Here is a 26,286-nt window from a genome sequence, read left to right as displayed (position 1 = left end):
GCGCGTCAGTAATCGCGCTGGAAAAAGATGCCGATGCCAGTGTCGTCATCTGAGCCAACCTTGCCTTTCACAGTCAGGTTGTCGTTTACATCCAAGTTCAAGCTGATCGAGCTTTGCCCTTTGCTGTCCACGCCCACTTCTGTGTAGACGTTTTCATTGATGTATTTACCCGCGCGCAGGCCCGGTGTGCCGGATTCGTCAAAGGTCAGCCCCAGATCGTCCAAACCGGAGTTTTCGCCCAAACGCGGACCTTGCGGACCGGCGCCGGAAAGCTGCGCCAATGCGGCCGCCAGCTGTGCGGCTTGCAGGGCGGAGATGCTGGAGAGGTCGCGGCCGAACAGCAGTTGGGAGAGCACCTCGTCCTCAGGCAGGTCCGGGTCGCTTTCCAGAATAATTTTGGGGTCATCCAAGCGGCCGTCCAAAATCACGTAGACGGTGGCGTCTGGTTGGTCGGAAATCGCCACCACCCGCATGGTTGGGACCAGGTCCCCCAACATGGAAATGCGGCCCTCGTCCAGCTCGAAGTTTTTCGCCAGGAAAGATAGACGACCGCGGATCAGATCAATTTCGCCATTGGGGCGGATGTCATTGGTGGTGCCGCCAATTTTCATGCCGCCGTGAAAGTCTGCGTTCAGGCCCAAGCCACGCACCGCGATGCGTTCGGTTGTTTGAATGTTCACGTCCAGGCCAAACGGCGGAGCGGAGGAGCCGCCTTTTTCCTTGGCGATGAGGCCCGCACGATTACGGGTAAGGCGCACTTTGGATGGCTCGTTGATGTGGCGAATGTCGGGGATCGGCCCCGCGCCTGCGAGGCCAACCGGCGTGACGTGAATGTCGGTTTTGCCGAGCACGATGTTGCCAGCGATATTTCCGCCGCCCGTGAGTGGGCCGGAGAGCGTGATGGTGCCATCCACCTCGGTTTTCAGAAGTTGGCCCTGTTGGATGATGATGTCCGTTAAAGTCACCGGTAGATTGGCAGAGAAAGGCGGCGCGAGGGCCACGTTGCCGTTCACGCCAATCTGGCCACCGCCGGAGAACTGCGTGGTGATGTTGAGGTTTGCGGCACGACCGTTGAGGCCAACGGTGCCGCGAATGTCTTCAAACGCCACCCTCAAATCCGGGATGACGAACCGCGCGCCACCCAAGGTGACTGACCCGGTGACCGCCTCTGGTCCGAGCGCACCCTTGAGGCGCAGATCGTAGTTTGCGATGCCTTGAATGGAGTTGGGCTGCAAAAAGACATTGGCTGCGGCGAGCGGTACGGTGCCGGCAACGGAGATGTCATTGCCGTTGCCGGCAGGGTCGATCAGACCTTGGCCGGCGCCCTTGGTGTCAAATGGGCCGGTTCCCTTGAAATCTACTTTCCAACCGTTTGGTGCCTGCTCTGCGGAGGCTTGAATGCGGGCCTTGCCAGGCAGTTCGGGCACAAACACTTGGACTTGCCCCACCTCCAGATCGATCTCCGCTGCGCCATTGCCGGATTGCGGCAGGGTGGCACGGATGGTGGCAGTTGTTTGCGCTGGGGCGGTAGCGGAGAGGTCAAACGCCCAATCTGCGCCGGTCTGCACAGCGCGGCCTTTGGCGGTGGCGGGGCCGGTGACGCCGTCGAGCAACAGAGCCACCTCGTTGAGCGCCGCCTCAAAGGTGAGGTCGCTGTTCTGACTTGCAAGCGTGCCTGCACCGGAGGCAGAAAGTTGCGGTGTTTTGACCTCCGCCTCGCGTAGTGTGATGCCGGTTTCGTCGCGTTTTGCGGAGACAGACATAGTGCTTTGGCCTGCAAGTAGAGCGTCAGCGCGCGGATCGGCAATCGCGAGATCTTGTCCCGTGGCGCTCAGTGTTAGGTCAAACCCTTGGGAGATCGGCAGCACCGCGCCCTTGAGTTGCGCAGACAGCGCGCCACTGAGGTCACGTTGCGCAAAGGGAGAGAACAGAGAGACGGAGTCGACAGTCAGCGTGGCGTCGGTGTCGATGGTCAGGTCCTGACCGCTGCCGCTCACGTGTACGGTGCCGTTTGATCCAAGACTGTTGGTGCGCAGGCTGTAGTTAGACAAGGTCAGGCCTGCGTCTTTTTCCCACAGGACGTCGCCTTGGAAGCCGCCGTTTGAGCCAACCACAGCCGCGAGGTCGGGATCGGATAACGCCAATCCGCGCATGCCCATTTGTAGTTGGGCCTCAACGCGCGGGATGGGTGTTTCTTGCAATGTGCCTTCGCCAAAGAGCGCCACCCGCGCCATCGTAAGCGTGTCGGTTTTGAGGTCGTCCACTGTACCGCTTAGCGTCCAGCGGTCGCCTTCCGCGTGGTTGAATTTTGCGGCCAGTTCGGCGCTTTGCACATAATTCTTTGGGCCTTTGAGCGGTAGCAACACGGGTTTACCGGTCTCGTCACGCAATTGGATGTCGAGATCAAAGCTGTCCGGCAACCCGTTTGCGTCAATTGCCATCTCGCCGTTCAGGTTTAATGAGCGGGAGCTGAGCAGGAGCTGTTGCAGGGTGATACGTCCGTCCCCGAAGCGGCGCAGCAGGGTGCTGAAGCCGATGTTTTCACCAAGGAAATCTTTGTAGTCTGGCGCAAACAGCGGCGCCATGTTGCCACCAAGATCAGCGCGGACCACTTGGGTTGCGGCGTCTTCCGCACTTGCGCCGGGTTCGGTGGCCAGCTCGACGGAGCCTGCGAGACGCTGTTCGCCGTCGCTGGTCAGTAGGATGTCGGCGATAAAATCATCTAGGGAGCCGTCACCCAACACGGTGAGTGCCATGGGCGGTTCGCCGGGGATTTTGGCTTTGGTGACCAAGAGCCCGCCTGCGTCTTCGTGTACTTGCAAATCCACGCGCAGGTTTCGGGTTTCGTTCGAGTAGGCCCCGTCCAAGGCAAAACGGGCCGCTGGGCCCTCCAGACGCGCGGCAGAAAGCAACGCTTCGCCGTTGCCGCCCTCAAGGATCAGGCGCGCGGTGAGGGAGAGATTAAGCTCTTCCCCCAAAAAGCTTTCCCCCAGCGTGATGCGGTCGGCTTTGAGCGATTGAATGTTGATGCTGACCGGCAATTCCGGCAGCGAAAACGGGGTGGCTTCAGCAGTGGGCGGAGCGGATGGATTGGGCGCAGGGGTGCGGGCGAGGATGATTTCGTTGGCGCTGAGTTCATTGACGTTGATGTTGCCGCGTAACACGGCGAGCCGGTTCCAATTGAGCGTCATGCCGCGCATGGTCAGCCAGGTGCCATCGGCGTCTGACATGCGAATCTCTTCGACCGTGGCGTTGGAGCTGATCGCGCCTTTGAGGCCAATGACCTCCACCGTGCGGCCTTCGCCGGACAGTGCATCCTCCAGAAAGTTGGTCAGCATGCCTTTATCTTCGTCACTGGCCTCTTGCTGTTCCGCGTCTTGGGCAGAAAGCGTCAGGGGCCAGATCAGGCAGAGGAGAAGCGCAAGATACCGCATCAGTAAGCGTGTCCAATCCCGATGTAGAGTTGCAGGCCGTCACCGGTGTCGCCTTCTACAGGCGCGGCGAGGTCAAGGCGCAGCGGGCCAAATCCGGTGTTGTAACGCACACCCAGACCGGCACCGGAGTGCCATTTTCCGTCGCCGCTGAAGTCCGATTTTTCACCGACAAAGCCGGCGTCATAGAAGGCCACGGCAGAGAAGTGGTTGTTGATTTTTACCCGCATCTCGCCCGACAGGCCCAAGAAGGACAGGCCGCCGCTGTCGATGCCATTTACGGTCACGAAGTTGGACTGATACGGCTGACCACGGACGGTGCCGCCGCCGCCGGAGTAAAACAGCAAGTCAGGTGGGGTGTTACGTATGGATGGCCCCAAGATGGTACCAAATTGCAAACGGCCCGCGGCGATCACGCCATTGTCGGCTCCAAAGCCACGATAACCCCGCAGATCGCCTTTGAGGTAAAGGGCGCTGTCCGCTTCGGCGTAGCCATAATAGGGGAAGGCATTGCCTTCGATGTAGTAACCGCGCGTCGGGTTGGCGATGTTGTCACGCCGGTCCATTTTTGTGGTCACCGGCACGCCAATCAGATGCAGTTGGCGTTTGCCGTAGTTGTCGTCCACGTCAGAGAAGTAGAGCCCCAAACCGGCAGTGGTCTCAAACCGATCAGAATGGATGGTTTTCACACCTACGCCCAAGGACAGGCTGCGCAGCCAGTAGAGGTCTTCGTCTTCTTGCTTGAGTTCGGCGCCCAGTGTCAGCGCGGTGTTGGCGCCAAAAGTCGCCGGACGGGAGTAGCGCGTGCCAAGGATGTAGTTCACGCCGCTGTTCTGCGCACCGAGATTTTCGATGGAGAAATCAAAGCGTAGGTTCTCCGCTCCGCCATTGAGATTGCGGTGCATCCAATAGGCCGAGAGGCTGAGACCATCACGGCTTTCCAGTTCCGCACCAAACCCAATCCGGCGCGGTGGGTTGTCCACCAGCGCAAGTTCCATATCCAACGAGCCGTCCGGGTTGGATTCATCAGCCTCGCGCAGGTCGATGGTGCGGAAGGTTTCTGTGCGACGTAAGCGCGAGGTGACTTGTGCCACAGTTGTTGGGCTGAAGGTTTCGCCTTCCGGCAGGTCGGCAATTTCGCGCACCCGTTCGGGGCGCACGTTGGATTGATCCTCATACACCAACTTGCCAAAGGTCAGTTTGGGGCCGGGATCCATGGTCAGATCGACGTCCAGCGTGGCCTTGCGGTGATCGGCGGTGATGCTCTGGTCGCTGACTTTGGCCTTGGCGTGGCCTTCATCACGCCACCCGTCAACTCCAGCGCGGGCCGCGTCCGTGATTGCGGGCAGGCTTGCGGGTTGGCGTGGCGCGAAGCTTTCTGGCAACTCTGTGGCGGGCACGATTGGGGCAATCCGGGTATTGCCAAACTGAAAGCTGGGGCCGGGGTCAATTTTATAAACCACCTGGCCAATCGAGGATTTTGCCGCAAAAGGTGAAATATTGTGGGCTTCCTGCCCATCCACGCGGATGGACACCGAAGGGCTGAAATGACCAAGCGAATATAGGGTGCTGACCAAGCGGCGGTAGTCTGATTGTGCGGCGGCGATGATGTCTTGTGGAGCAGAGCTGCCTTCTTCTTTGGCCGTCGATGTCAGGGTTGCAGCCAGCAATCGCGCCTGCAGGTCTTCGTCGCCGTTTGACGTGGTCAATTGAATGTCAAACGCCTGTGCCGGCATCGCCAACCCGATGCACAGCGTTGTGACCAAAAGCGTGGTTTTCCCCGAAAATGGGACCCATCGTGCGCCTGTCTGCAAAGCATCCCCCATGCGCGCCAAAAACTCTTCAAAATGCTTGGGCAACAGGCAGTTTGTTGCCCCTTTCGGGCAGATTAGACCAAGCGTGACTCCGTGACCATACAGCATTCACATACTTCGCGCTTGATCGGTGAAGGGACGCTATGCAAAGGCGGCACCACCGCGTAAGACTGAAGCACATTGTCTTGAGAATTCTTATGCATAGGCTGCAACAGTCTCTTCCCGTCGTCTTTGTACGAAGCCTGCTGTTTTATGGGTTGGCCAGTCTCGCACTGATGCCGTTTCTGATAGTGTGGCCGTTCAAACGGGCGTCGCGTCAGGCAGTGCGTGGGCTTGCGGATGGCTACTTGTCGGTTCTGCGCTGGTTGTTGCGGACGGTGTGTGGCATCGACTATCGCTTGGACGGGGCGGAGCACCTACCCGACGGGCCTTTGCTGATTGCATCTCAGCATGAGAGCACCTGGGAGACGTTATTTTTCCACGCCCTGTTTGACTACCCGGTGATGTTCGCCAAGAAGCCGATTTTTTCTTACCCGGTGTTTGGTCCTGTGGCACGGGCCTTGGGGCATATTCCGGTGGAAACCGGCGGGGACGCGATGCGGGCGGGGTTTCGTGCCGGCGTAGCGGCGATCAAAGACGGGCGGCGGTTGGCGATTTTTCCCAGCGGCACGCGCCGTTTGGAGCATTCCGAGCCGCAAGCCGGGGTGGGGGTGCTCTACCAGCTGGCCGGTGTGCCTGCGGTGCCGGTGCGGTTGACCTCTGGCGCGGTTTGGCCGCGCGGCAGCTGGCTCAAATATCCGGGGGTGATTGAGGTGCAGGTCGGGCCGGTTATTGAGGCCGGTTTGGACCGGCGGGATTTTATGCAAATTTTGAGTGCATATTTGGCAGATTAGACAGGCCTTGTCCTGTTGGAAAATCCCTAAAATTTCTCATGTATTCCATATGTTAAGGCGGGGGTAAGAGCTGCCGTATAGGTGTCGTGTCAGGGTGAGAAAAAGGTGACGGCGATGGCTGATAATTCCAACGTCGCTCCGGTGATCATAAAACGTAAGAAGGTCATCGCAGGCGACGGACACCACGGTGGGGCGTGGAAAATTGCATACGCGGATTTTGTGACCGCCATGATGGCATTCTTTTTGCTGATGTGGCTGATCAACGCGACTACAGAACAGCAACGGCTGGGGATTGCTGAATTCTTCAGCCCAACGGTGCCATTGAACAAAGTGTCCGGTGGCGGCAATGCCATGTTTGGCGGGGACAGCGTGCAGGAACATAACATCCTGTCGCAAAACGGCGTGGGTGGCTTGCCAACGGCATTGAAAGACAACCCGGATCCGGTTGAGTTCGAACAGCCAGGTAGCAAAGGCGAGGATGCTGACTTCGAGAAAGTCGAAGACATGCTGATTGGCGGTGGTGGCGAGAGCCTGTTGGCCGACAATGTGCTGAAACATGTTGTGACACGCTTGACCGACGAAGGTCTGGTGATCGAGATCTTTGATTCCGAAGAGGAGCGATTGTTTAAGCCCAAAAGCGCGGTGCCGATGCCCATTTTGGTGGATTTGGCCAAGGTTCTTGCGGAAGTGTCCAATATGGTGAGCAACCAGGTGGCGGTGGAAGGTCATGTGCGCACCAGCGTGATCACGGTGCGGGAGAACCCGAGTTGGCAACTGTCATCGATTCGCGCAAATGAACTTCGAAAGCTGATGGAAACCTATGGTTTGGAGACTGAACGGGTGGCGCGGGTGACCGGCCATGCAGACCGCGAACCGGTGTCCAATGTGCCGCGGGACCTGCGGAACAACAGGATTGAGATCATTCTGTTGCGATCGGATCGCTGAAGCTAAAAGGAAATATGGTACGCCGTTAGGCCGCTGTTAATTCCGATTGTCGTAACCAAGCAGACGACGACCGAATTGATACAGCAGAAAGGCGTACCATGTCGATTTCCTCTTCGCTTAATGCCGGTGTGGCCGGGCTCAATGCCAATGCCACCCGACTGGCGTCCATTTCAGACAACATCGCGAACTCTGCGACCTACGGTTACCGTCGGGTTGAGACTGATTTCCAGTCTATGGTGACCGGTGCCGGTGGCGGCAAGTATTCCGCTGGCGGTGTGCAAGCGACTTCGCGTCGCCTGATTGACGAAGGTGGTTCGCTCACCCCAACCACCAATCCAACCGACCTCGCGGTGCGTGGTCGTGGTTTCTTACCTGTTGCGGCGGGTACGGCTATCAAGGCAGGTGACACCAGCCCGCAAATGATGCTGGCCACCACGGGGTCTTTCCGTCCGGATGAGGATGGCTATCTTGTGACTGAGGCAGGGCTGGCGCTGATGGGGTGGCCCGCGGCAGCGGATGGATCCATTCCGAACTATCCACGCGACACCGATACCGGCCTGAGCCCGATTCGTTTGCTGACATCTCAGCTGGTTGGCTCTCCCACGACCAATGTTGATCTGGGTGTAAACCTGCCGGCGACCTCCACCGTGGCCGGTGCCGCAGGTTCTGTAGAAACGTTAAGTATCGAGTACTATGGCAACCTGGGCCAGGCCGAGACACTGAACATTGAGTTTACGCCAACCGTTCCAGGGGCAGGCGCGTCCAATGAGTGGAACATGGTGATCCGTGATTCTGCCTCAGGTGGCGCGATCATTGGTGACTACACCATGACGTTTGACGACGGGCGCACCACCGGTGGTCTGTTGCAGGCCGTGGTGTCCAACCCTCCCGGCGGCGCGTATGATCCGCTGACAGGTAGCGCGATCCTGAACGTCTCTGGCGGCCCCATGGAGCTGAACATCGGCATGATCGGGGCCGAAGGGGGCATGAGCCAGCTTGGTGATTCCTATGCGCCATTGAAAATCGACAAAGACGGCGCACCGGTGGGGTCCATGACCTCCGTTGAAGTTGACAACAACGGCTTTGTACATGCCTATTTCGACACCGGGATCACCCGCACCATCGCGCAGATTCCGTTGGTGGATGTTCCAAACCCGAACGGCTTGGATATCTCTTTGGACTTCCAGACCTACGTGCCGTCCAATGAAAGTGGTCCCTACTTCATGTGGGATGCGGGCACCGGCCCATCTGGTGAACTTCTGTCTTATGTCCGTGAGGAATCGGCCACCGATGTGGCGGGCGAATTGACCGACATGATCCAGACCCAACGCGCTTACAGCACCAACGCCAAGGTCATCCAGACCGTGGACGAAATGCTGCAAGAAACCACCAATATCAAACGCTAAGTAACCGCGCCGAGGCCGTTGTCGGCCGGAAAGGATAAGACATGAGTATATCGAGCGCTCTGTCAAACGCATTGACCGGATTGACGGCCACGGCGCGTCGGGCAGAGGTGGTGTCTTCCAATATCTCCAACGCCATGACCGAAGGCTACGGGCGGCGGACTCTCAATCAGTCTGCCGCACTGTATGGCTATTCAGCGGGTGTGAAGATTGAAGGCACTTCTCGCCATGTGAACCCTGTGACCATTGCAGAGCGCCGCCTTGCTGACGCTGGCAATGCATTGGCAACGGGAACAAATGCGTTCTACAACCGTATGGAAAGCCTTGTTGGGACACCCGAAGATCCGACCAGCTTGTCCGGCGTGATGGCGACCTTTGAAAGCTCTCTGGCAATGGCCACAGGTGCGCCAGACAGTGATGTCCGTCTAAAAAACGTGTCGCAGGACGCCGAACGCATCGCGCTTGCCTTTAATGAAGCGTCTGATGGCGTCCAAAAAATGCGCACTGAGGCCGACTCCAAAATCGGCAGCATGATCGACAGCCTCAATGGATTGCTGAAGCAGACCGAGGAGGTCAACCGCAAGATTTCTCTAGCGATCAACCAGGGACAAGAAACCGCGGCGCTGGAAGATCAGCGTCAAGTTCTGATCGACAAAGTTGGCGAGTTGGTTCCTGTGCGCATGTCTCCACGCGATCGCGGCGGCGTGGCGCTCTATACGACCAACGGTGCAGTTCTTTTGGACGGTAAAGCCGCGACAATTGAGTTTACCGAAGTCGGTACGGTTGAGCCGCATATGACAGAGGCCAATGGCCTTTTGGGCGGGGTCACCATCAACGGCTATCCCATGCGGATCGACAGCGACAAAGGCGCGTTGTCTGGCGGCGCCATCGGCGCGCAGTTTGCCATTCGCGACGAATTTGGCGTGCAGGCGCAGGCGGATCTGGATGCTGCAGCGCGTAATTTGGTGGAACGCTACCAAGATCCAACCATGGACCCAACTTTGGCACCAGGAGATGCCGGGTTGTTCACCGATGCAGGATTGGCCTTTACCGCCGCCAACGAAGTTGGTCTGGCTGGGCGGTTGGAGTTGAACAATCTCGTGGATATCGACGGAGCCGGTGAAACGTGGCGTTTGCGCGATGGTCTGGGGGCTGCAGCACCCGGTGATGCCGGTGATGCAACCCATTTGAACCGCATGCTGGATGCGATGCAGGTTCAGGTTGTTCCCGTGTCCGGTGGCTACGGCTCCAAGGCCGTTTCAATGAGTGAGTTGAGCGGCAAGTTTTTGTCCAGCGTGGCTGGCGCGCGGGTGCAAAGCGACAACGACGTGGCTTTTGCTTCGGCGCGATTGGTGTCGCTGGAAGAGATGGAGCTCATTGACGGTGTGGACACTGATCAGGAGCTGCAAATGCTGATGCTGGTTGAGCAGTCTTACGCGGCGAACGCAAAGCTCATCCAGGCGGTAGATGAAATGATGCAAGAACTGTTGAGGATCGGATGACCATTACATCAATAGGTGACATGGCGCAGCACATGATGAATGCGCGCCGGACCGTGGCGGTTAAGCAGGACCTGAACAGACTTGCTTACGAACTTGCCTCCGGTCGAAAAGCTGATCCTTCGGCGGCTCTGCGAGGCGACTTCAATATGCTGGCTGGCGTGGAACGTCAGCTCACCGTTCTGGAGGGCTATGATACAGCCACCAAAGATGCGTCGCTGTTTCTAGAAACGGCCCAAATGACGCTGGACCAGGTGCATTCCGTCACTGGCGATTTGGGACGGGACTTGTTGTCTGCGTCGGAGTCCGGTTTGTCTGCTGCCGTCGACAGTGTGGCTCGTAGTGCGCGCAACGATTTCGACGCGGTTGTGAGTGCCTTGAACGGTCGGGTCGCAGACCGGACAATCTTTGGTGGTACGGCAACAGACGGCGCCGCGTTGATTGATTCCGACGCGATGATGACGCAGCTTTCAGCGGCTGTTGCAGGCGCCTTGACGATCAATGACATTGTCACAGCTGTAGATGACTATTTTATGACTCCAGGTGGTGGATTTGAAACCAATGCGTATCTGGGATCGCTTAACGATCTCGCGCCGATGCGTTTAAATGATAATCAGTCAGCAGACTTCAATGTTCGCGCAGACAGCACTGAGCTACGTGAAGCAATGCGGGATTCTGCGCTCGCGGCGTTGGCCCTTGATCCAGGGCTTAATCTGGACCTCACAGATAAGAAGAACCTAATGGCGCGCGCCGGCGAACGTCTATTGACCGGACAGGACAACCTGACCCGCGTCCGCGCAGACATCGGATTTAATCAGGAACGTGTTGAGAATGCGATGGCGGAGAATTCGCTGTCACGGAGCTCAATGCTGATGACGCAGACGGACCTATTGTCTGCAGACCAAACCGAAGTGGCTGGCAAATTGCAGGCCGTGCAGGTGCAACTTGAGATGGTCTATACGATCACCTCGCGTCTCTCCCAACTCACGTTGGCAAATTATGTAAGGTGAATGATCTCATGGGCTTAGCAAGAATGCTACTGCTCCTCGTACTGATGCCAGTCATGGCAGCAGCAGCGCCGATCCGGATCAAAGATCTGGTAGAATTTGACGGTGTACGAGGCAATGATCTGGTTGGCTACGGTTTGGTGGTTGGCCTGAACGGAACCGGTGACGGGCTGCGGAATGCGCCGTTTACCGAAGAAATTATGGGCAATATTCTTGAACGCCTTGGTGTGAATATCACCGGCGAGAATATGCGTCCCAAAAATGTGGCGGCGGTGTTTGTGACCGCAACACTCCCGCCCTTTGCCCGTGCAGGCGGCACGGTGGATGTGACCATTTCGGCGATTGGCGATGCCAAGAGCCTTTTGGGCGGCACATTGGTGATGACACCGATGAATGCGGCCGATGGTGAGATCTACGCAGTTGCCCAGGGCACAGTGATCGCAGGGGGCGTGTCTGCCGAAGGCGAGGCCGGTGGCGTCGTCAAGGGTGTGCCAACGTCGGGTGTGATCCCTTCTGGTGCCCGCATTGAGAGAGAGATCGACTTCGATTTTTCCACGCTGACCAACATGCGTCTGGCGTTGCGGGAACCGGATTTCACCACAGCCAACCGGATTGAGGAAGCCATCAACCGCAGTTATGGTCGCCGTGTGGCGCTGATGCTGGATGCGGGCACCGTTCAGGTGGACATTGACCGCACCAATCAGGCCTCTCCGGCACATGCTTTGAGCCAGATTGAGAACATCTCGGTGGAGCCCGAACGCAAGGCCCGTGTGGTGGTTGATCAACGCTCCGGCACAATTGTGATGGGCGACGATGTCCGAATATCTCGGGTGGCGGTGTCGCAAGGTGGTTTGACCCTGAGGGTTCAGGAAACCCCGCTGGTGGTGCAGCCCAACCCGTTTGCTAGTGGCGAAACCGTGGTGGTGCCGCGCACCGAGGCGGGCATTGAAGAGGACGAGGGCATTGGCCTGGCGGAGGTGCCGATGGGCACTTCGTTGAGTGAAGTCATCGAAGGTCTGAATGCACTGGGCGTGGCTCCACGTGACATGATCGACATCCTCAAGAGCATCAAAGCGGCCGGAGCCCTGCATGCAGAGTTCATAGTGCGCTAAGCCCGTTAAACAGACAGGCGCGAGAGGCGGTATGTTAGGGCATGCCGCCTTTTTGCTGTTTGGCGATCTTTGGGAGGAGCACGGCACCGTCGCATAGCAACCGGATGGGGCGCAGCAGATGCAAGAAATAAGGTGCGGTGTTTGTGTACGGCGGGCGCTGAGGAGGGGTATTTCCACATCAGGTGCAAGGCTCTCAGTGCCCTGAAGGCGCGCTTGGAGTGGGAGCTCTAGGAATGGCGCGAGGCCCGCGCGCAGCCCATTGGCTGCGCTTCAGCGGTGTTGTGTGTAAGTCAAAGTGAGCGTGTTGCGCTAAGCTTGGAGTGCGGTCTGCACCGCAGAAGTTGGCGCATTTTGGCGTGCCACGTGGCGCTGCAGGCACGTGACCAAATCCGCACGGCGGATTGGTTTGGTGAGGAAATCATCCATGCCCGCAGCCAGACAGGCGCGTTTTTCATTTTCAAAAGCATTGGCGGTGAGCGCCACAATATGTGGTTGGATCACGTCGCTGGCACGGATGGCTTCGGTGGCCTCAATGCCGCTCATCTTGGGCATCGACATATCCATAAAGATCAGATCTGGCGGTGTTTCCAGCGTGGCGTCCACCGCCTCAAACCCGTCCTCGGCAAAGCGCAGGGTGATCGGCAGTTTTTCCAACAACTTTGCTATCAACACGCGGTTGGTTTTGTTGTCTTCCGCGACCAAGACGTTGAGACCGGTCAAATCAATTGCGTCATAGTCTGTCGCCAATGGCGTCTTGACGTCATCTGGCAATGCGCCGTGCGGTGGCAGCTCCACCGGCAAGCTGACAAGGAAGCGCGATCCCTGTCCGTATACAGAGGTCACGGAGATTTCCCCGCCCATGCGTTCGGTCAGGATGCGGCAAATGCTGAGGCCCAGACCCGTGCCGCCAAATCGACGCGTGGTTGAGGTTTCGGCTTGTGTAAATTCCTCAAATATCGCGCTCAGCTTGTCTTCGGGGATACCAATACCGGTGTCTTCCACCGAAAAGTTCAAGGTCATCGGGGTCATCGAGTCCGTGGCCTCGACACCGTCCATCCAGACCTTGACGTCGATCTTGCCAAATTCGGTGAATTTGGTGGCGTTGCCAATGATATTGGTTGCGATTTGGCGGACACGGACATCGTCGGCAAACAAATGTTTCGGCACATCTTCTGCAACGGTCAGATTTAATCCAAGGCCCTTGTTGTAAGCACTGGGTTCCAACAGCCGCAGGGTTTCTTCAAAACAGGTGCGCGTATCAAAGGTGTTGTTGGTGATCTGCAGCTTGCCTGCGTCCAGTTTGGACAGGTCCAAAATATCGTTGATGATGGTCAGCAGGCTGCGGGAGGAGCCAATAATGGTCTGTGTATAGTCCGCCTGTTCCGGGGATTGTTCGGTTTCCGACAGCAGATCTGCCATGCCGATGATGCCGGTCATCGGGGTGCGAATTTCGTGGCTCATGTTGGCGAGGAAGTCGGTCTTTGTCCGGGCTGCATCTTCGGCGGCCTTGCGGGCCTTGCGCATGCTCATGGCATGCTCCTTGGTGGCGGTGATGTCACGCGCAATGGTCACGTAAAAATCGACCGCGTCATCGGCGTTTTTGACAGACAGCATCTGCATTTCACCCCACCGCTCACGCCCGTCTGCAATTTTGTGACGCACTTCGATTTTGGCATCGTTGTCACCGCGTATGGCTTTGGCGACTTTCTGCGCGATATCGGTGTCCGCATTTGTGAGCTGCGCAAGCAGGCTGGTGGGTTTGCCAATGATGTCTTTGGCGGGGATGCCGGTCAGGGTGGTGAACGCCTCGTTGACCCATTCGATTTCGTGTTTCGGATTGGAGAGGATCACCGCATCATTGGTTTTGCGGGCCACCATAGACAAACGCTGCAATTCATTGCGGTGCTTGCTCAAGGCGTCATTGGCGGCGGTCAGGCTTTCCTGGCTGTTTTGCAGGGCTTCTGTTTTGCGGAAATTGTCGACGCCGGATTTGACAAAGGAAAAGCACATGTAGCCCATGCTGATGACCACCATCAACTCGGGCACATTGAGATGCGGCATGGCCATTTCGCCACCAAAACGGATGGCTTGAAGCACAAGAAGGAATAGCGGCGTGAACACAAACAGGCCCATTTTGAAGATGGCGAGCTTGGGGATGGTTGGCAGGATCAAGGCGCCGTTGACAATGCCCATGCCAAGCACACCGGCGACGCCCATAATGGAGGCGTCTTTGCCGACAACCACGACATAAAGTGTCGTGGCAAGGAACATGCAGATGGACTGGAATGCGCCGCTTGTTATGGCCGCGCGCGTCAAAAGAATCTGGCTTTCCCCAGCGCGTAAGCGCGCGGGAATTCGGCGCAACACCCACATATCGACAGCTTCGCCAAAAATCAGCATGGCGGTTGCACAGCTGCCAAATACCGGGCCGGTGGCCAAAATCACCATGAGTGCGCCCAGGCAATAGATCACGGCCCGTTGTTTAAAGGCGCGCACACGTTCGGAGGCATACTGGGCCAACAGGCTGCGCTGACGTGCCGCCACCTTTGCTGTGTGCCGCAATTGTTGTCCCGGGTCTGCCACCATAGTTCACGCACCACTTAATCTTTCGTGGGGTAGAGATAGCGTGACAGTGTTAATTTAATCACTCGGATGGCTGCGTAACGCTCTGACTTCTAATAAAATTTTTGCGATTTTTCTGTGATCGCTGTGTCTTGGCAAAGCCGGCAGGTTCCTGAGAAACAAGGTGAATTGATGTAAGTGACTTGTCGGTTATTTGTGTCAGCGCCCCTTGTTTGTTCACAAAGCTTCTGTATTTGGATATTTCATAAACTGAAGTAACTCAGGGATTCGCGCGTGCCCGACGACTTATTCTCCAACACCGATCTGCCGGATGAATTTTTGGCGATCATTGGTGTCTTTGCTCTGTTCAACCAGATTGAGGCAGAGCTTGAGGACATCAATCTTGATCCACCTCTGTCTAAAATGGAGCGGCGGATACTGGTGTTTATGGATCGACCCAAGCGCATGGGGGTGTTGGCGGAAGATACCTTTTGTATTCCGTCCGCAATCACGCCCGTGGCGGACGCGCTGGAAACGCGTGGTCTGGTTCAGCGCACCCGCGATCCCAAAGACCGGCGGGCGCTGGTGTTGGAGCTGACCCCCCGTGGCGTGGAGGCGCGGGCCTGTTTGATGGACGGGGTGAAACTGAGGTTCCGTGAAATATCCGGTATGAGTGTCGAAGAAATCTCCCAATTTGCCAAGTTGGCCGTGAAAGCCATGCCCGGTGCCGTTGCGGCTGGGCGTTTGGAGGAAAAAGAATGCTGAAACAGTTTGGAAAACTATGCGCCACGGTGGCGCTGCTCTCTATGACAGGCGCCGCGGCGACGCTTGCTCAGGATGTGTTGAAACCGGTGAAACTCATGGTGGTGAGCGAAGCGCCGGTGCCGTTTGAACGGCAGTTTTTTGGTCAAGTGAAAGCGCGCCAATCGGTGGATCTGGCGTTTCAGGTGGGCGGTCAGATTGTGGATTTTCCGGTGACCGAAGGTCTGAACATCGGCGAAGGGGACGTGATTGCGCGGCTGGATCTGGAGATCTTTGAACTGCAACTCAATCAGGCGATTTTGCAGAAAGAACAAGCAGATCGCACGGTAGAACGCCTCAACAAACTGCGCGGCAACACCGTGAGTCAGGTGACGTTGGACGATGCAGAAACGCAGGCGTCATTGGCGCAGATCGCGGTGAAAAATGCGGAATGGTCGCTGCGCCATGCGACGTTGAAAGCGCCGTTTGATGCCTTGGTGTCTAGCCGCAATGTGGAACTGTTCACCACTGTGAGCGCTGGTAGCCCGGTGGTGCGTATTCACGATCTAAGCGAATTGCGCATTGAAGTGGATGTGCCGGAGATCCTGTTCCAGCGGGCAGGCAACGAGCAGAACGTGACGATCAAGGCGCGCTTTCCCGGTAATGACGAAGAGTTTGATCTGCAAATTCGTGAGTTTGACGCGGAGACCAGCAGTGTTGGGCAGACCTTCCGCATCACCTTTGGCATGACGCCGCCGGAGGGCAAGGTGATCCTGCCAGGGTCGTCGGTGACGGTGACTGTGACCGCAGCAGAGCCATCCACCGGCATTATCGTGCCCCCTACAGCCATTGTTGTGGATGACAGCGGCGCAACCGGCGTGATGCGGTTTGACCCAAAAGGTGGCGACGAAGGCAAAGTGACTTGGGTGGCGGTGCAAAGTGAACCTGCCACGGCAGGTATGGTGCAAATCAATGCGGGGCTGAGTGACGGCGACGAGATTGTGCTCACCGGTGGCGGCGCCTTGACCAACGGCCAAGCAGTGCGCCGCTTTGTCGGCTTTGGCAACTGAGGGCGCGGGTGATGGTCAATATTGCACGCGGATCCATTGATCGACCGATCTATACATGGATGATCATGCTGATCTTCCTGATAGGCGGCGGCATTAGTTTTCTGAACTTGGGGCGGCTGGAGGATCCGGCCTTCACCATCAAACAGGCGGTTGTGGTTACCCAATACCCCGGGGCCACATCGGAGCAGGTGGCGGTCGAGGTGTCTGAACCTTTGGAATCCGCCATCCAGAAAATGGAAGAGGTGGATTACATCACCTCGATCAACCAGCCCGGTGTGTCGCAGATCGATGTACACATCAAATCGACTTATGACGGCACCGAGCTACCGGAGGTTTGGACACGTCTGCGGGCCAAGGTGGCGGATGCCGGACGGCATTTGCCCAATGGAGTCCAAACACCTTTGGTGAATGACAGCTTTGGTGATGTGTTTGGCATTTTCCTCGGCGTGACCGCCGAGGGATTTTCGGATGCGGAAAAGCACGAGCTGGCGACCTTCTTGCGACGCGAGTTACTCACCGTGGATGGTGTGGCAGATGTGGACATTCAGGGTCTGCCAGAAGAGGCGATTTTTGTAGAGCCGGACCTGGCGTTGTCGGTCAACCAGAACATTTCGCTCAACGCCATTGCGGGCGCCATTGCCAATGCTGATGCGGTGAATGCCGCCGGGACGGTGACCACAGGTGCCGCGCGCACACGCATCATGCGGCCAGATGGCTCAGACACAGTGTCTGAGATTGCCGGTCTGTCATTGGGGCAAGACGGCAAGGTTGTGAACCTTGTGGACACCAGCCGCGTGTTCCGCGACCGGGTCGACAATCCGCGTCAGATCATTCGCTACAACGGCGAAGAGGCCTTCACCTTGGGCGTGGCGGGCATTGCCACGGAAAACATTGTGGTGGTTGGCAAACGCGTGGACGAAAAGCTGGCGCAGATGGCGGGGGATATTCCTGCCGGTGTGGAACTGCATCCGATCTATCAACAGCACGTGGTGGTGGAGAAAGCCTCCAACGACTTCCTTGTAAACCTCGCCATGTCGGTGGCCATTGTTGTGGCGGTGCTGGCGATCTTCATGGGCTGGCGTGCGGCCGTGGTGGTGGGGGTGACCCTGTTCCTGACGGTTGTGGGAACCTTCCTGTTCATGGGGTTCTTCTCGATCGAGATGGAACGGATTTCGCTGGGCGCGCTGATCATTGCGATGGGCATGTTGGTGGACAACGCGATTGTGGTTGCTGAGGGTATGCAGATCTCCATGTTGCAGGGCAAAAACAGCCGCGAAGCCGCGGATGAAGCGTCCGGCAAAACCCAGATTCCGCTGCTTGGTGCGACGATTATTGGCATCATGGCATTTGCTGGCATTGGCCTGAGCCCCGATGCAACAGGGGAATTCCTGTTCTCGCTGTTTGCGGTGATTGGCATTTCGCTTTTGCTAAGCTGGGTGCTGGCACTGACCGTGACTCCGATGCTGGGTCACTACCTGTTTAAGCAAGGCACAGGCGGTGAAAGTGATGCCTATGGCGGGCTGATTTTCCGCATGTATGGGGCAAGTCTGCGGCTGGCGCTAAAGATGCGGTGGTTGGTGATTGTTGGTCTGATCGCCGTGACGGCGGTGTGCTATGCGGGTTTTGGCCTGATGAAGCAGCAGTTCTTCCCGGACAGCAACACGCCGCTGTTTTTTGTGCACTATAAGCTGCCGCAGGGCACGCCAATTGCAACCACGTCAGCGCAGATGGAGCTGCTTGAAGACTGGCTTGATGAGCGCGACGATGTGGTGAGCTACGCCACTTTTGTCGGGCAGGGCGCGACGCGGTTTATGCTGACCTATGAGTCTGAGAAGGCAAACCCGAGCTATGGCCATATCATTGTGCGGGCAGAGAACTTGGAGGCCATTCCACCGCTGCAAAAGGACCTAGAGACCTTTGGCGCGGGTGCCCTGCCTGAAGGCGAGTTCCGCACCAAACGTCTGGTCTTTGGCCCCGGTGGGGGGGATCCGATTCAGGTGCGATTCTCTGGCAGTGATCCGGTGGTGTTGCGCCAATTGGCGACACAGGCGGCGCAGGTTTTGACCGAAACCACCGACAACATCACCAGCGTGCGCACCAACTGGCGGGAACAGGAATTGGTGATTAAGCCAATCTACGCCACCGAGCGGGCACAGACCGCTGGTGTGGATCGCGAAGACATCGCCGATATGTTCCAGTTTTCAACAGACGGTCTGACAACAGGTCAGTTCCGCGAAAACGAGCGGTTGATTCCGATCATTCTGCGGCGTCAGCCAGACGGGGCCTTTGGGCTGGTTGATCAGGTGGTCTATTCCACAACCTCCAACAGCTTTGTGCCGGTGGAGCAGATGGTCGATGGCTTTGTGCATGAGACGCAAAACACGCTTCTGCACCGCCGCGACCGCGTGGCGACCATCACAGTTGGCGCGGATATCCGCTCTGGCCTGACAGCCGCGCAGGTGCAGACGGAGGTCACGGCGGCGATTGAGGGCATGCACATTCCGGTTGGCTACAAGATGGAATGGGGCGGTGAGTTGGAGAACAGCTCGGAGGCACAGGAAAGCCTTGGAAAACAGTTGCCTATGAGCTTGCTCATCATGGTGCTGATTTCGGTTCTGTTGTTCAACGCCATCCGCCAACCGATCATCATCTGGCTGTTGGTGCCAATGTCGGTGAACGGTGTGGTGATTGGCCTTCTGGGCACGGATATGCCGTTTACCTTCACCGCCTTGCTCGGCCTGCTGAGCCTGTCGGGCATGTTGATCAAAAACGGCATTGTGCTGGTCGAAGAGATCGACTTTGTGCGCGAGGAAGGCCTGCCGATGCGGGAGGCGATTGTGAAAGCCAGCGTGTCGCGTCTGCGGCCTGTGATGCTGGCGGCGGTCACAACCATCCTTGGCATGGCACCACTTTTGACCGATGCGTTCTTTGTGTCGATGGCGATCACCATCATGGGCGGTTTGGCCTTTGCCACCGTGCTGACTCTGATCGCCGCGCCGGTGTTCTACCTGGTGTTCTTTGGCAAAGAAGAACGGCGGGAGAAGAAAGCGGCGGCTGCGGCGGTGCCCGCCTAACACGTCACATCACCACAATTGAGAGGCCGCCCTGTTTGGGCGGCCTTTTGTTTTTTGCGCTAAGCTGGCATAGGGGCGGTCCCGGCCCGCAAGTGGGCATAGGCACAAGACAAAGATATGTTGCGCAACGGTTTGACAGTGAAAGCAAAGCAGAGACAGGAGGCACGCTGTGTTCCTGCCTGATGCGCCTTTGCCGGATGGTCTGTTCCGTTTCATTGCGCTGGATGTGGAGACTGCCAACCGTGATGCGGCTTCGATTAGTCAGATTGGTCTGGCTTGCGTACGTCGCGATGGCGGGATTGAGACCTTTTCCACCTACATCAACCCGGATCAGGACTTTGCGTCGTTCAACACCGAGCTGACTGGCATTGATGCACGTACGGTGCGGGAAGCGCCCACGTTTGCGCATGCGTGGCCAAAGATGTTGCCACTATTGTCACGCAATTTGATGGTGCAACACAGCAGTTTTGATCAGAAAGCCATCACGGCGGCCTGTCGCGCGGCGGGGCTCAATGGGCCAAAGATGGAATGGGCGGACAGTGTAAAAATCGCGCGCAAAGCCTGGCCGGAGTTTCGCGGCAATGGTGGACATGGGCTTGGCCATTTAAAAAAGGCGCTGGGACTGGAGTTCCATCACCACGACGCAGGCGAAGATGCGCGGGCGGCAGCTGAAGTTGTGCTGTTGGCTGAGGAACGGTTGAAATGCCCCATCGAAGACATCACCGGTAAGATCAAACACCTGCAGCTGACGTTTGAGTTTTGAGACTTCAATGTCTTAAGGTGCAGATAACCCCATACTCTCAATGCTTTGGATAAGATTGTCGGCGTGACGCAAGGCTGTGGCGGTGGTGGTGACCATTGCGGGCAAGACCATCCATTCCAGTGACCACGCGCTACCGGAGCGTTCCTGTTCGTGGACTAGGGCGTGGTGCATGGCGGGAAGTTGTGTGGCGTTGTAGCGCGCCAAGGTGACCAGCAACTCGGCCCGCACCGGGTTCTGTTTGTGCGGCATGGCAGAGCTGGTGCCGCCGCCGCAGAACTTCACCTCGTCCACGCCTTGTTGTGCCATCAGAGCCAAGTCCTGCCCCATCTTGCCCAAGCTGCCGGTGACCATTGAGAGCCAATTGACGTAGTCGGTCAGCCTCTCACGCGTGGCGTGCCAGGCGCGGTCCGGATTGGAGAGGGTGAGATTTTTGGCCAGCGAAGCGGCGACGGCATCGCCGTGTGGTGCAAGGCTGGCGCGATTGCCAACCGGGCCGCCAAATTGAAGGGTTTCGACTTGCGGGCGCAGCGTTTTTAGGCGGGTTTTGTGACGCGCAAGCGGGCTGCGCCAAGTGGCAATGCGGTCTGACACCGAGATAGGCAAAGCGGCCTGCATGCGGGTGCGGCCCATCATGGTGGCGTTGCCCCATGTGTCCGTGAGCGCGTCGAGCGCTGTCAGCAGGCCTGCGATCTGCGCCTCAAACCGCGCATTTGCGTCGCGCAGGATCAGCGAGACCGCCGTGTCGATCAGGTCCTGACTGGTGGCACCGGTGTGGATGGCTGGGAGCGCGGAAGGTCGCGTGTGGGCTTTGAGTTGGCGCACAAACTCCGGCACGGGCAGGCCGTCCTGGACTACGCTTTCGGCGATCCTCGCGAGGTCCGGTTGGAAGCTATTGATGTCTTCCACCGCCTCCGCCACGATTGTGTGGTCGACCACACCAGCCTCAGCGAGTGCTTTGGCCAAAGCCCGCTCAAACTGGATAAACCCGTCGATAAACCGCGCGGTGTCCCAAAGCGTCTCGCTCTCTGGATCCGAGAACAGCGGGCCAAACAGGTGAGACGCGTGGGTGAGCGGGTTCATGACAGGGACCGATCAGGTTACGGCACGCAGGCCAAGGATTTCACGCGCTTGCGCTGGCGTGGCGACGGGCCGCTCGTATTTCTCGCACAGTTCTGCGGCGCGTGCGATCAGGGCGGCGTTGGAGGGTGCCAGCGTGTTGCGGTCCAGACGTACGTTGTCTTCCAATCCGGCCCGGGTGTGGCCACCTGCGGCAATCGCCCATTCGTTTACGGTGATTTGCGCCGCGCCAATGCCCGCCGCACACCATTCGGCATTGGGCGCACGTTCCTGCATGATCTTCACGTAGAACTCAAACACTTCGCGATCCACCGGCATGGCGTTTTTCACACCCATGACAAACTGCACGTAGAGTTGGCCATAGAGCGTGCCCGTCTCATGATGACGGATGGCTTGCAGGATATGGCTCAGGTCAAAAGCCTCGATTTCTGGTGTGATTTCATACGTCTGCATCTCGCTGGAGAGCCAGGAGATCAGCTCCGGCGGGTTTTCATAGACCCGCGTGGGGAAGTTGTTGGAGCCGACAGAGAGCGATGCCATATCCGGGCGCAAAGGCAACATGCCGCCACGCGCCTGACCTGCTCCAGAGCGTCCGCCGGTGGAGAATTGGATGATCACGCCGGGGCAGTGTTTTTCCAGCCCTTCTTTGAGCAGGGCAAACCTCTCCGGATCGCTGGACGGCGTTTCATCGTCGTTGCGCACATGGGCGTGGATGATCGACGCGCCTGCCTCCACGGCGGCGTGGCTGCTTTCGATCTGCTCAGTGACCGTTGTCGGCACAGCAGGATTGTCCGCTTTGGTGGGCACGGAGCCAGTGATGGCGCAGCACAGGATGCAGGGTTTGCTCATGGTGATCTCGTTTGAATGGCCACGTTCAAAAAACGCGGGCGAAAGTCAGATGTCAAAGAAGACGGTTTCATTGTCGCCCTGAAGCGTGATGTCAAATCGGTAATCGGGGGAGCCGTCGCGCATCTCACGTTTGGCAATCAATGTGGCGCGGCGGTTTTCCCATTCGATGACGTTGAGCACAGGGTCAGTGGCGTTGGCCTCCGCCTCGTCATCAAAATAGAGCCGTGTGTTCAGGCCCACATTGATGCCGCGTGCCACAATCCAGAGCGAAATATGTGGCGCCATCAGTTGTCCGTTGCGGCCCATGACCGGCCCCGGTTTGATGGTGTCAAAACCCCATTCGCCGGTGTCAAAATCGGTGATCACGCGGCCCCAGCCTTTGAAGCCTTCTTCGGTCTCGCCCGCCTGTTCTGGATGTGGGTAAATGCCCTCGGCATTGGCCTGCCAAGTCTCCAGCATCACGTCTTTTACCGGACTGCCGGTGCCGTCGATCACCAGACCTTCGATGCGAATACGCTCACCTTTGGCGTTGGGGCCGGCGATGTCCCAGCCAAGTTCGCGCGCGTAGATGTCAAACCCCGCCGCGCCGGGGGCGAGGCCAATGTGCACGTATGGCCCAGCCGTTTGGGAGGGGGTTTCTTTGAGGTAGTCGAGCTTCTGCACCATGCTCAATTGCCCTCCATGCGGTTTTCAAACAGGGTGGAGCGCCGACCACGCAGCACGATGTCAAATTTGTAGGCAATGCTGTCCAGCGGCACGGAGGCGTTCATATCAAGCGCGGCAATCAGCTGACCCCGTGCGGCCTGATCTGGGATGGTGTTCACAATCGGGCATTTCGCGATCAGCGGGTCGCCCTCAAAGTAGAGCTGCGTGATCAGGCGTTGGGCAAAGCTGGTGCCAAAGACGGAGACGTGAATATGCGCTGGCCGCCAGTTATTGACCCAATTGCGCCAGGGGTAGGCGCCGGGTTTTACGGTGCGGAAATAGTAGTAGCCGTTTTCGTCCGTTATGGTGCGCCCGCAGCCGCCAAAGTTGGGATCAATTGGGGCCAGATAGGCGTCTTTCTTGTGGCGATAGCGGCCCCCAGCGTTGGCCTGCCAAATCTCCACCAAGGTGTTGGGCACAGGGCGGGCGTTTTCATCCAGCACGCGGCCGTGCACAATGATGCGCTCGCCAATCGCGCTTTCGCCCGGTTTGGCGTAGTTGTGGATCAGGTCGCGGTCCATAGCGGTTACGTCATCATGGCCAAAGCGTGGGCCGGTGATCTCGCTGACGGTTTGCTCCAGACTGATCAGGGCGTTTTGCGGGGACCGCGCCACGGAGGTTTTGTAGTCCTGCGAAAACGCAGGCGGGTGCCACTCCCGGTCACGCTGATAAAATTCCGCGGGTTTGCTCATCGTGTTGCTCCTCCCCTGCGCGCCTAGAATGCGCGATCAGCCCATCTCTGCAAAGGTCTGTTTTGCCAGTTTGATGGCGTGGTTGGCTTTGGGCACACCACAGTAAATCGCGACGTGCTGAAACACTTCCATCACGTCTTCCTGACTGGCCCCGGTGTTGGCGGTGGCGCGGATGTGCATCGGGATTTCGTCAAAGTTGCCAGTGGCCGCGAGCAAGGCCAGGGTCAGCATGGAGCGTTCCCGCAGGCTGATGGCGTCACTGGCCCAAACCGTGCCCCAGGCACCTTCGGTGATGAGGGTTTGGAATGGCGCGTCCAGCGCGGTTTTGTTGGCCTCTGCCCGATCGACATGGGCGTCACCCAAAACCTTGCGGCGGACCTCCATGCCGGTGGCGAATTTGTCAGACATAGTGTGTCTCCTTTGTCTGGCCCATCAGTAGGGCAGGCCCACATAGTTTTGGGCAAACACTTTTTGCGCGGCGTCGTTGCTGCGCAGGAAGTCGATCTCGGCGCGTTGCATCTTCAGATCAAACTCGGACTGATCCGGATAGCGGTGCAGCAGATTGGTGGTGGACCAGCTGAACCGCTCGGCCTTCCAGATGCGTGCCAGCGCCTTTTCGGAATAGGCGTCGATGCCAGCGGTGTCCTTGTCCTGATAGACCTGCACGAGGCCGTGGTAGAGGTAATAGATGTCAGAGGCAGCGGTGTTCAGACCCTTCGCGCCGGTGGGCGGCACGATATGGGCCGCATCACCACAAAGAAACAAACGGCCCCAGCGCATCGGTTCGGTCACAAAGCTGCGCAGCGGCGCGATAGATTTCTCAATGGATGGGCCGGTCACCAGGGCCTCTGCGTGGCGGCTCGGAATGCGGCGTTTGAGTTCGCTCCAGAAAGCGCTGTCGCTCCAATCGTCGGGCGAGTCGCTCAGCGCGCATTGGATGTAGTAGCGGCTGAGGTTGGCGTTGCGCATGGAGCAGAGGGCAAAGCCGCGCTCTGACCAGCTGTAGATCAATTCGTCATGCACGGGGGGCGTTTCGGACAGCACGCCAAGCCAGCCAAAGGGATACACCTTTTCATATTCACGGCGCACGGACGTGGGAATGGTCTGGCGACTGACGCCGTGGAAGCCATCACAGCCAGCGATGTAGTCACAGTCGATCCGGTGTGCGGTGCCGTCCACATGATAGATCACATAAGGCGCGTCACTTTTGGCGTCGTGGATCACCACATCCTCGACATTGAACACCAGATTGCCGCCCTCGGCTTCGCGCGCGTCATAGAGATCGCGGGTCAGTTCGGTCTGGCCGTAGACCATAACGTCTTTGCCGGTGTGTGCGTGAAAGGAGATACTAAACTCTTCTTCGCCATAGGCAATCACCGTGCCGTTGTGCGTAAAGCCTTCGGCATCCATGCGTGCGCCAACACCGGCCTCGCGCATCAAGTCGACAAAGCCGGTTTCCAATATGCCTGCGCGGATTCGGCCGAGCACGTAGTCGCGCGTCTTTCGCTCAAGTACGATGCTGTCGATGCCCTTGCGGTGCAGCAGTTGTGACAACAAAAGTCCCGACGGCCCGCCGCCGATTATGCAAACCTGAGTGCGCATGAGGTTCCTCCTGTTGGCAGTTTGACTTTGTAAAAGTGAAAAGTAAAATGAGCGTTTGTTGGATTTAGTTGCTAAAAATGGGCATCAACTATGATCGATCGGCGCATCAAATTCCGTCACATCCAGTGCTTTGCCGAGATTGTCCGGCACAGCAGTCTGAAGTCAGCGGCGCAGCATCTGCATCTGACACAACCGGCGATTTCCAAAACACTGAAGGAGCTTGAGGAGGTTGTCGGGTCGGATCTGCTGGTGCGCAATCGCGGCGGGGTCAGCCTGACCAAACAGGGTGAAGTGTTTTTGCACTTTGCCCAGATGAGTCTGGCGGCTTTGCAACAGGGGCTGAATGGCGTGGCGCAAATGGCAAATACGGGTAAAGTCAGCCTGGCGGTTGGGGCCTTGCCAAGTGTGGCGGCGCGGTTGATGCCGGAGGTGGTGCAAGCTTTTACCGAGCTGGCACCGGATGTGACGTTGCATATTCATGATGGACCACATGGCTATTTGATCGAGGAGTTGCGCCAAGGGCGGCTCGACGTGGTGATCGGGCGCATGGGAGCGCCAGATGTGATGAAAGGTATTGCCTTCACGCAGCTTTATGACGAGCATGTCGAGTTTGTGGTGCGCAAAGGGCATCCGCTGCTCGACCAGCCCAACATCCACCATCTTGGCGACTGGCCGGTGATTTTCCCGCCAGAAGCTTCGGCCATCCGCCCACTGGTGGAGCGTGCTTTGGTGGCACAAGGTGTCGGAGAGATCGCGACCAAAGTGGAAAGTGTGTCGGGTGCCTTTGGACGGAACTATGCGCTCTCCAATGACGCGGTCTGGATCATCTCCAATGGGGTGGTGGCCAAAGAGCTGGAAAGCGGGGCACTGGTGCGGCTGCCGTTTGACACATCCCTGACCAAAGGCCCGGTGGGGTTGATGACGCGCACAGAGGGGCAGTTTTCTGCGGCGGAGTCCCTATTTCGGCGGGTTTTGGCAGATGTGGCGGAGCGGATTGCCTAGACAGCGGCCAGTCAATGCAAGGTCAGGCGCTTTTTCGCCTGTGCT

The 26,286-nt window shown here is 57.9% G+C and carries 20 protein-coding genes; 11 read left to right on the top strand and 9 right to left on the bottom strand.

Going from position 1 to position 26,286, the window contains the following annotated elements:
- Window positions 1–5: 5 nt before the first annotated feature.
- Both Q0955_RS05935 and Q0955_RS05930 read right to left on the bottom strand, forming a co-directional pair.
- A complete protein-coding gene (locus Q0955_RS05935; protein ID WP_299421254.1) occupies window positions 6–3,434 on the bottom strand; it encodes a translocation/assembly module TamB domain-containing protein in 3,429 nt (1,142 codons plus the stop codon).
- Entirely contained in the window at window positions 3,434–5,290 is a 1,857-nt protein-coding gene (locus Q0955_RS05930; RefSeq protein WP_299421251.1) for a BamA/TamA family outer membrane protein, read from the bottom strand. The genes Q0955_RS05935 and Q0955_RS05930 overlap by 1 nt, the downstream gene beginning before the upstream one ends.
- A 152-nt stretch (window positions 5,291–5,442) precedes the next feature.
- On the opposite strand from Q0955_RS05930, the gene Q0955_RS05925 reads away from it, so the two are divergent.
- The 6 genes from Q0955_RS05925 to Q0955_RS05900 all read left to right on the top strand — a co-directional run bounded on the left by Q0955_RS05925 (window position 5,443) and on the right by Q0955_RS05900 (window position 12,104).
- Window positions 5,443–6,138 carry a lysophospholipid acyltransferase family protein gene (locus tag Q0955_RS05925; RefSeq protein WP_299421249.1) on the top strand — a complete coding sequence of 232 codons (696 nt, stop codon included), beginning with the start codon at window positions 5,443–5,445 and terminating at the stop codon, window positions 6,136–6,138.
- Between the two features lie 114 nt (window positions 6,139–6,252).
- Entirely contained in the window at window positions 6,253–7,083 is an 831-nt protein-coding gene (locus Q0955_RS05920; RefSeq protein ID WP_299421246.1) for a flagellar motor protein MotB, read from the top strand.
- Between the two features lie 98 nt (window positions 7,084–7,181).
- Complete coding sequence (locus Q0955_RS05915; RefSeq protein WP_299421243.1) at window positions 7,182–8,489, top strand: flagellar hook-basal body complex protein; 1,308 nt, start codon at window positions 7,182–7,184, stop codon at window positions 8,487–8,489.
- A gap of 41 nt (window positions 8,490–8,530) precedes the next feature.
- Window positions 8,531–9,988, top strand: a complete 1,458-nt coding sequence (gene flgK / locus Q0955_RS05910; protein ID WP_299421241.1) for a flagellar hook-associated protein FlgK — start codon at window positions 8,531–8,533, stop codon at window positions 9,986–9,988.
- On the top strand, window positions 9,985–10,995 hold the full coding sequence (locus tag Q0955_RS05905) for a flagellin (protein WP_299421238.1): 1,011 nt from the start codon (window positions 9,985–9,987) through the stop codon (window positions 10,993–10,995). Before flgK ends, Q0955_RS05905 begins: the two co-directional genes overlap by 4 nt.
- Window positions 10,996–11,003: 8 nt before the next feature.
- Entirely contained in the window at window positions 11,004–12,104 is a 1,101-nt protein-coding gene (locus tag Q0955_RS05900; protein WP_299421236.1) for a flagellar basal body P-ring protein FlgI, read from the top strand.
- Between the two features lie 309 nt (window positions 12,105–12,413).
- Here Q0955_RS05900 and Q0955_RS05895 read toward each other — a convergent pair whose 3' ends face one another.
- On the bottom strand, window positions 12,414–14,666 hold the full coding sequence (locus Q0955_RS05895; protein ID WP_299421233.1) for an ATP-binding protein: 2,253 nt from the start codon (window positions 14,664–14,666) through the stop codon (window positions 12,414–12,416).
- A 294-nt stretch (window positions 14,667–14,960) separates the two neighbouring features.
- Between Q0955_RS05895 and Q0955_RS05890 the strand changes: the two genes are divergently transcribed.
- From Q0955_RS05890 to Q0955_RS05875, 4 genes are all read left to right on the top strand, one after another.
- Window positions 14,961–15,431, top strand: coding sequence for a MarR family transcriptional regulator (locus tag Q0955_RS05890; RefSeq protein WP_299421231.1), 471 nt, complete (start codon window positions 14,961–14,963; stop codon window positions 15,429–15,431).
- Complete coding sequence (locus Q0955_RS05885; protein WP_299421228.1) at window positions 15,425–16,477, top strand: efflux RND transporter periplasmic adaptor subunit; 1,053 nt, start codon at window positions 15,425–15,427, stop codon at window positions 16,475–16,477. The genes Q0955_RS05890 and Q0955_RS05885 overlap by 7 nt, the downstream gene beginning before the upstream one ends.
- A gap of 11 nt (window positions 16,478–16,488) precedes the next feature.
- Entirely contained in the window at window positions 16,489–19,551 is a 3,063-nt protein-coding gene (locus Q0955_RS05880; RefSeq protein ID WP_299421225.1) for an efflux RND transporter permease subunit, read from the top strand.
- A gap of 169 nt (window positions 19,552–19,720) precedes the next feature.
- Window positions 19,721–20,314 (top strand): 3'-5' exonuclease, encoded by a 594-nt coding sequence (locus Q0955_RS05875; RefSeq protein ID WP_299421223.1) that lies wholly within the window; start codon window positions 19,721–19,723, stop codon window positions 20,312–20,314.
- Between the two features lie 12 nt (window positions 20,315–20,326).
- Here Q0955_RS05875 and Q0955_RS05870 read toward each other — a convergent pair whose 3' ends face one another.
- From Q0955_RS05870 to pobA, 6 genes are read right to left on the bottom strand one after another with little or no spacing between them, the layout of a single operon-like run.
- Window positions 20,327–21,394 (bottom strand): 3-carboxy-cis,cis-muconate cycloisomerase, encoded by a 1,068-nt coding sequence (locus Q0955_RS05870; protein WP_299421220.1) that lies wholly within the window; start codon window positions 21,392–21,394, stop codon window positions 20,327–20,329.
- Window positions 21,395–21,406: 12 nt separating this feature from the next.
- The gene (locus tag Q0955_RS05865; RefSeq protein ID WP_299421217.1) at window positions 21,407–22,240 is read right to left on the bottom strand and encodes a 3-keto-5-aminohexanoate cleavage protein; all 834 of its coding nucleotides are present in this window, start codon (window positions 22,238–22,240) and stop codon (window positions 21,407–21,409) included.
- Between the two features lie 45 nt (window positions 22,241–22,285).
- Window positions 22,286–22,906, bottom strand: coding sequence for a protocatechuate 3,4-dioxygenase subunit alpha (pcaG, locus tag Q0955_RS05860; RefSeq protein WP_299421215.1), 621 nt, complete (start codon window positions 22,904–22,906; stop codon window positions 22,286–22,288).
- Between the two features lie 2 nt (window positions 22,907–22,908).
- Entirely contained in the window at window positions 22,909–23,637 is a 729-nt protein-coding gene (gene pcaH, locus Q0955_RS05855; RefSeq protein WP_299421212.1) for a protocatechuate 3,4-dioxygenase subunit beta, read from the bottom strand.
- A 36-nt stretch (window positions 23,638–23,673) separates the two neighbouring features.
- Window positions 23,674–24,045 (bottom strand): 4-carboxymuconolactone decarboxylase, encoded by a 372-nt coding sequence (pcaC, locus tag Q0955_RS05850; RefSeq protein ID WP_299421210.1) that lies wholly within the window; start codon window positions 24,043–24,045, stop codon window positions 23,674–23,676.
- Window positions 24,046–24,069: 24 nt separating this feature from the next.
- A complete protein-coding gene (pobA, locus tag Q0955_RS05845; RefSeq protein WP_299421207.1) occupies window positions 24,070–25,239 on the bottom strand; it encodes a 4-hydroxybenzoate 3-monooxygenase in 1,170 nt (389 codons plus the stop codon).
- 90 nt (window positions 25,240–25,329) lie between these two features.
- On the opposite strand from pobA, the gene pcaQ reads away from it, so the two are divergent.
- Window positions 25,330–26,241 (top strand): pca operon transcription factor PcaQ, encoded by a 912-nt coding sequence (gene pcaQ, locus Q0955_RS05840; protein WP_299421205.1) that lies wholly within the window; start codon window positions 25,330–25,332, stop codon window positions 26,239–26,241.
- Window positions 26,242–26,286 lie beyond the last annotated feature (45 nt).

It is taken from the genome of uncultured Shimia sp. (genome assembly GCF_947493595.1).
Lineage (GTDB): Bacteria > Pseudomonadota > Alphaproteobacteria > Rhodobacterales > Rhodobacteraceae > Shimia.
Note: the sequence above shows the minus strand (reverse complement) of the source record. Positions and strands in the feature narration are given on the sequence as shown.

Excerpts from the sequence above, each read along its gene's own strand:
- Q0955_RS05935 (WP_299421254.1), bottom strand. The coding sequence starts at position 3,434 with ATGCGGTATCTTGCGCTTCTCCTCTGCCTGATCTGGCCCCTGACGCTT.
- Q0955_RS05925 (WP_299421249.1), top strand. The coding sequence starts at position 5,443 with ATGCATAGGCTGCAACAGTCTCTTCCCGTCGTCTTTGTACGAAGCCTG.
- Q0955_RS05920 (WP_299421246.1), top strand. The coding sequence starts at position 6,253 with ATGGCTGATAATTCCAACGTCGCTCCGGTGATCATAAAACGTAAGAAG.
- Q0955_RS05915 (WP_299421243.1), top strand. The coding sequence starts at position 7,182 with ATGTCGATTTCCTCTTCGCTTAATGCCGGTGTGGCCGGGCTCAATGCC.
- flgK (WP_299421241.1), top strand. The coding sequence starts at position 8,531 with ATGAGTATATCGAGCGCTCTGTCAAACGCATTGACCGGATTGACGGCC.
- Q0955_RS05905 (WP_299421238.1), top strand. The coding sequence starts at position 9,985 with ATGACCATTACATCAATAGGTGACATGGCGCAGCACATGATGAATGCG.
- Q0955_RS05900 (WP_299421236.1), top strand. The coding sequence starts at position 11,004 with ATGGGCTTAGCAAGAATGCTACTGCTCCTCGTACTGATGCCAGTCATG.
- Q0955_RS05885 (WP_299421228.1), top strand. The coding sequence starts at position 15,425 with ATGCTGAAACAGTTTGGAAAACTATGCGCCACGGTGGCGCTGCTCTCT.
- Q0955_RS05880 (WP_299421225.1), top strand. The coding sequence starts at position 16,489 with ATGGTCAATATTGCACGCGGATCCATTGATCGACCGATCTATACATGG.
- Q0955_RS05870 (WP_299421220.1), bottom strand. The coding sequence starts at position 21,394 with ATGAACCCGCTCACCCACGCGTCTCACCTGTTTGGCCCGCTGTTCTCG.
- Q0955_RS05865 (WP_299421217.1), bottom strand. The coding sequence starts at position 22,240 with ATGAGCAAACCCTGCATCCTGTGCTGCGCCATCACTGGCTCCGTGCCC.
- pcaG (WP_299421215.1), bottom strand. The coding sequence starts at position 22,906 with ATGGTGCAGAAGCTCGACTACCTCAAAGAAACCCCCTCCCAAACGGCT.
- pcaH (WP_299421212.1), bottom strand. The coding sequence starts at position 23,637 with ATGAGCAAACCCGCGGAATTTTATCAGCGTGACCGGGAGTGGCACCCG.
- pcaC (WP_299421210.1), bottom strand. The coding sequence starts at position 24,045 with ATGTCTGACAAATTCGCCACCGGCATGGAGGTCCGCCGCAAGGTTTTG.
- pobA (WP_299421207.1), bottom strand. The coding sequence starts at position 25,239 with ATGCGCACTCAGGTTTGCATAATCGGCGGCGGGCCGTCGGGACTTTTG.
- pcaQ (WP_299421205.1), top strand. The coding sequence starts at position 25,330 with ATGATCGATCGGCGCATCAAATTCCGTCACATCCAGTGCTTTGCCGAG.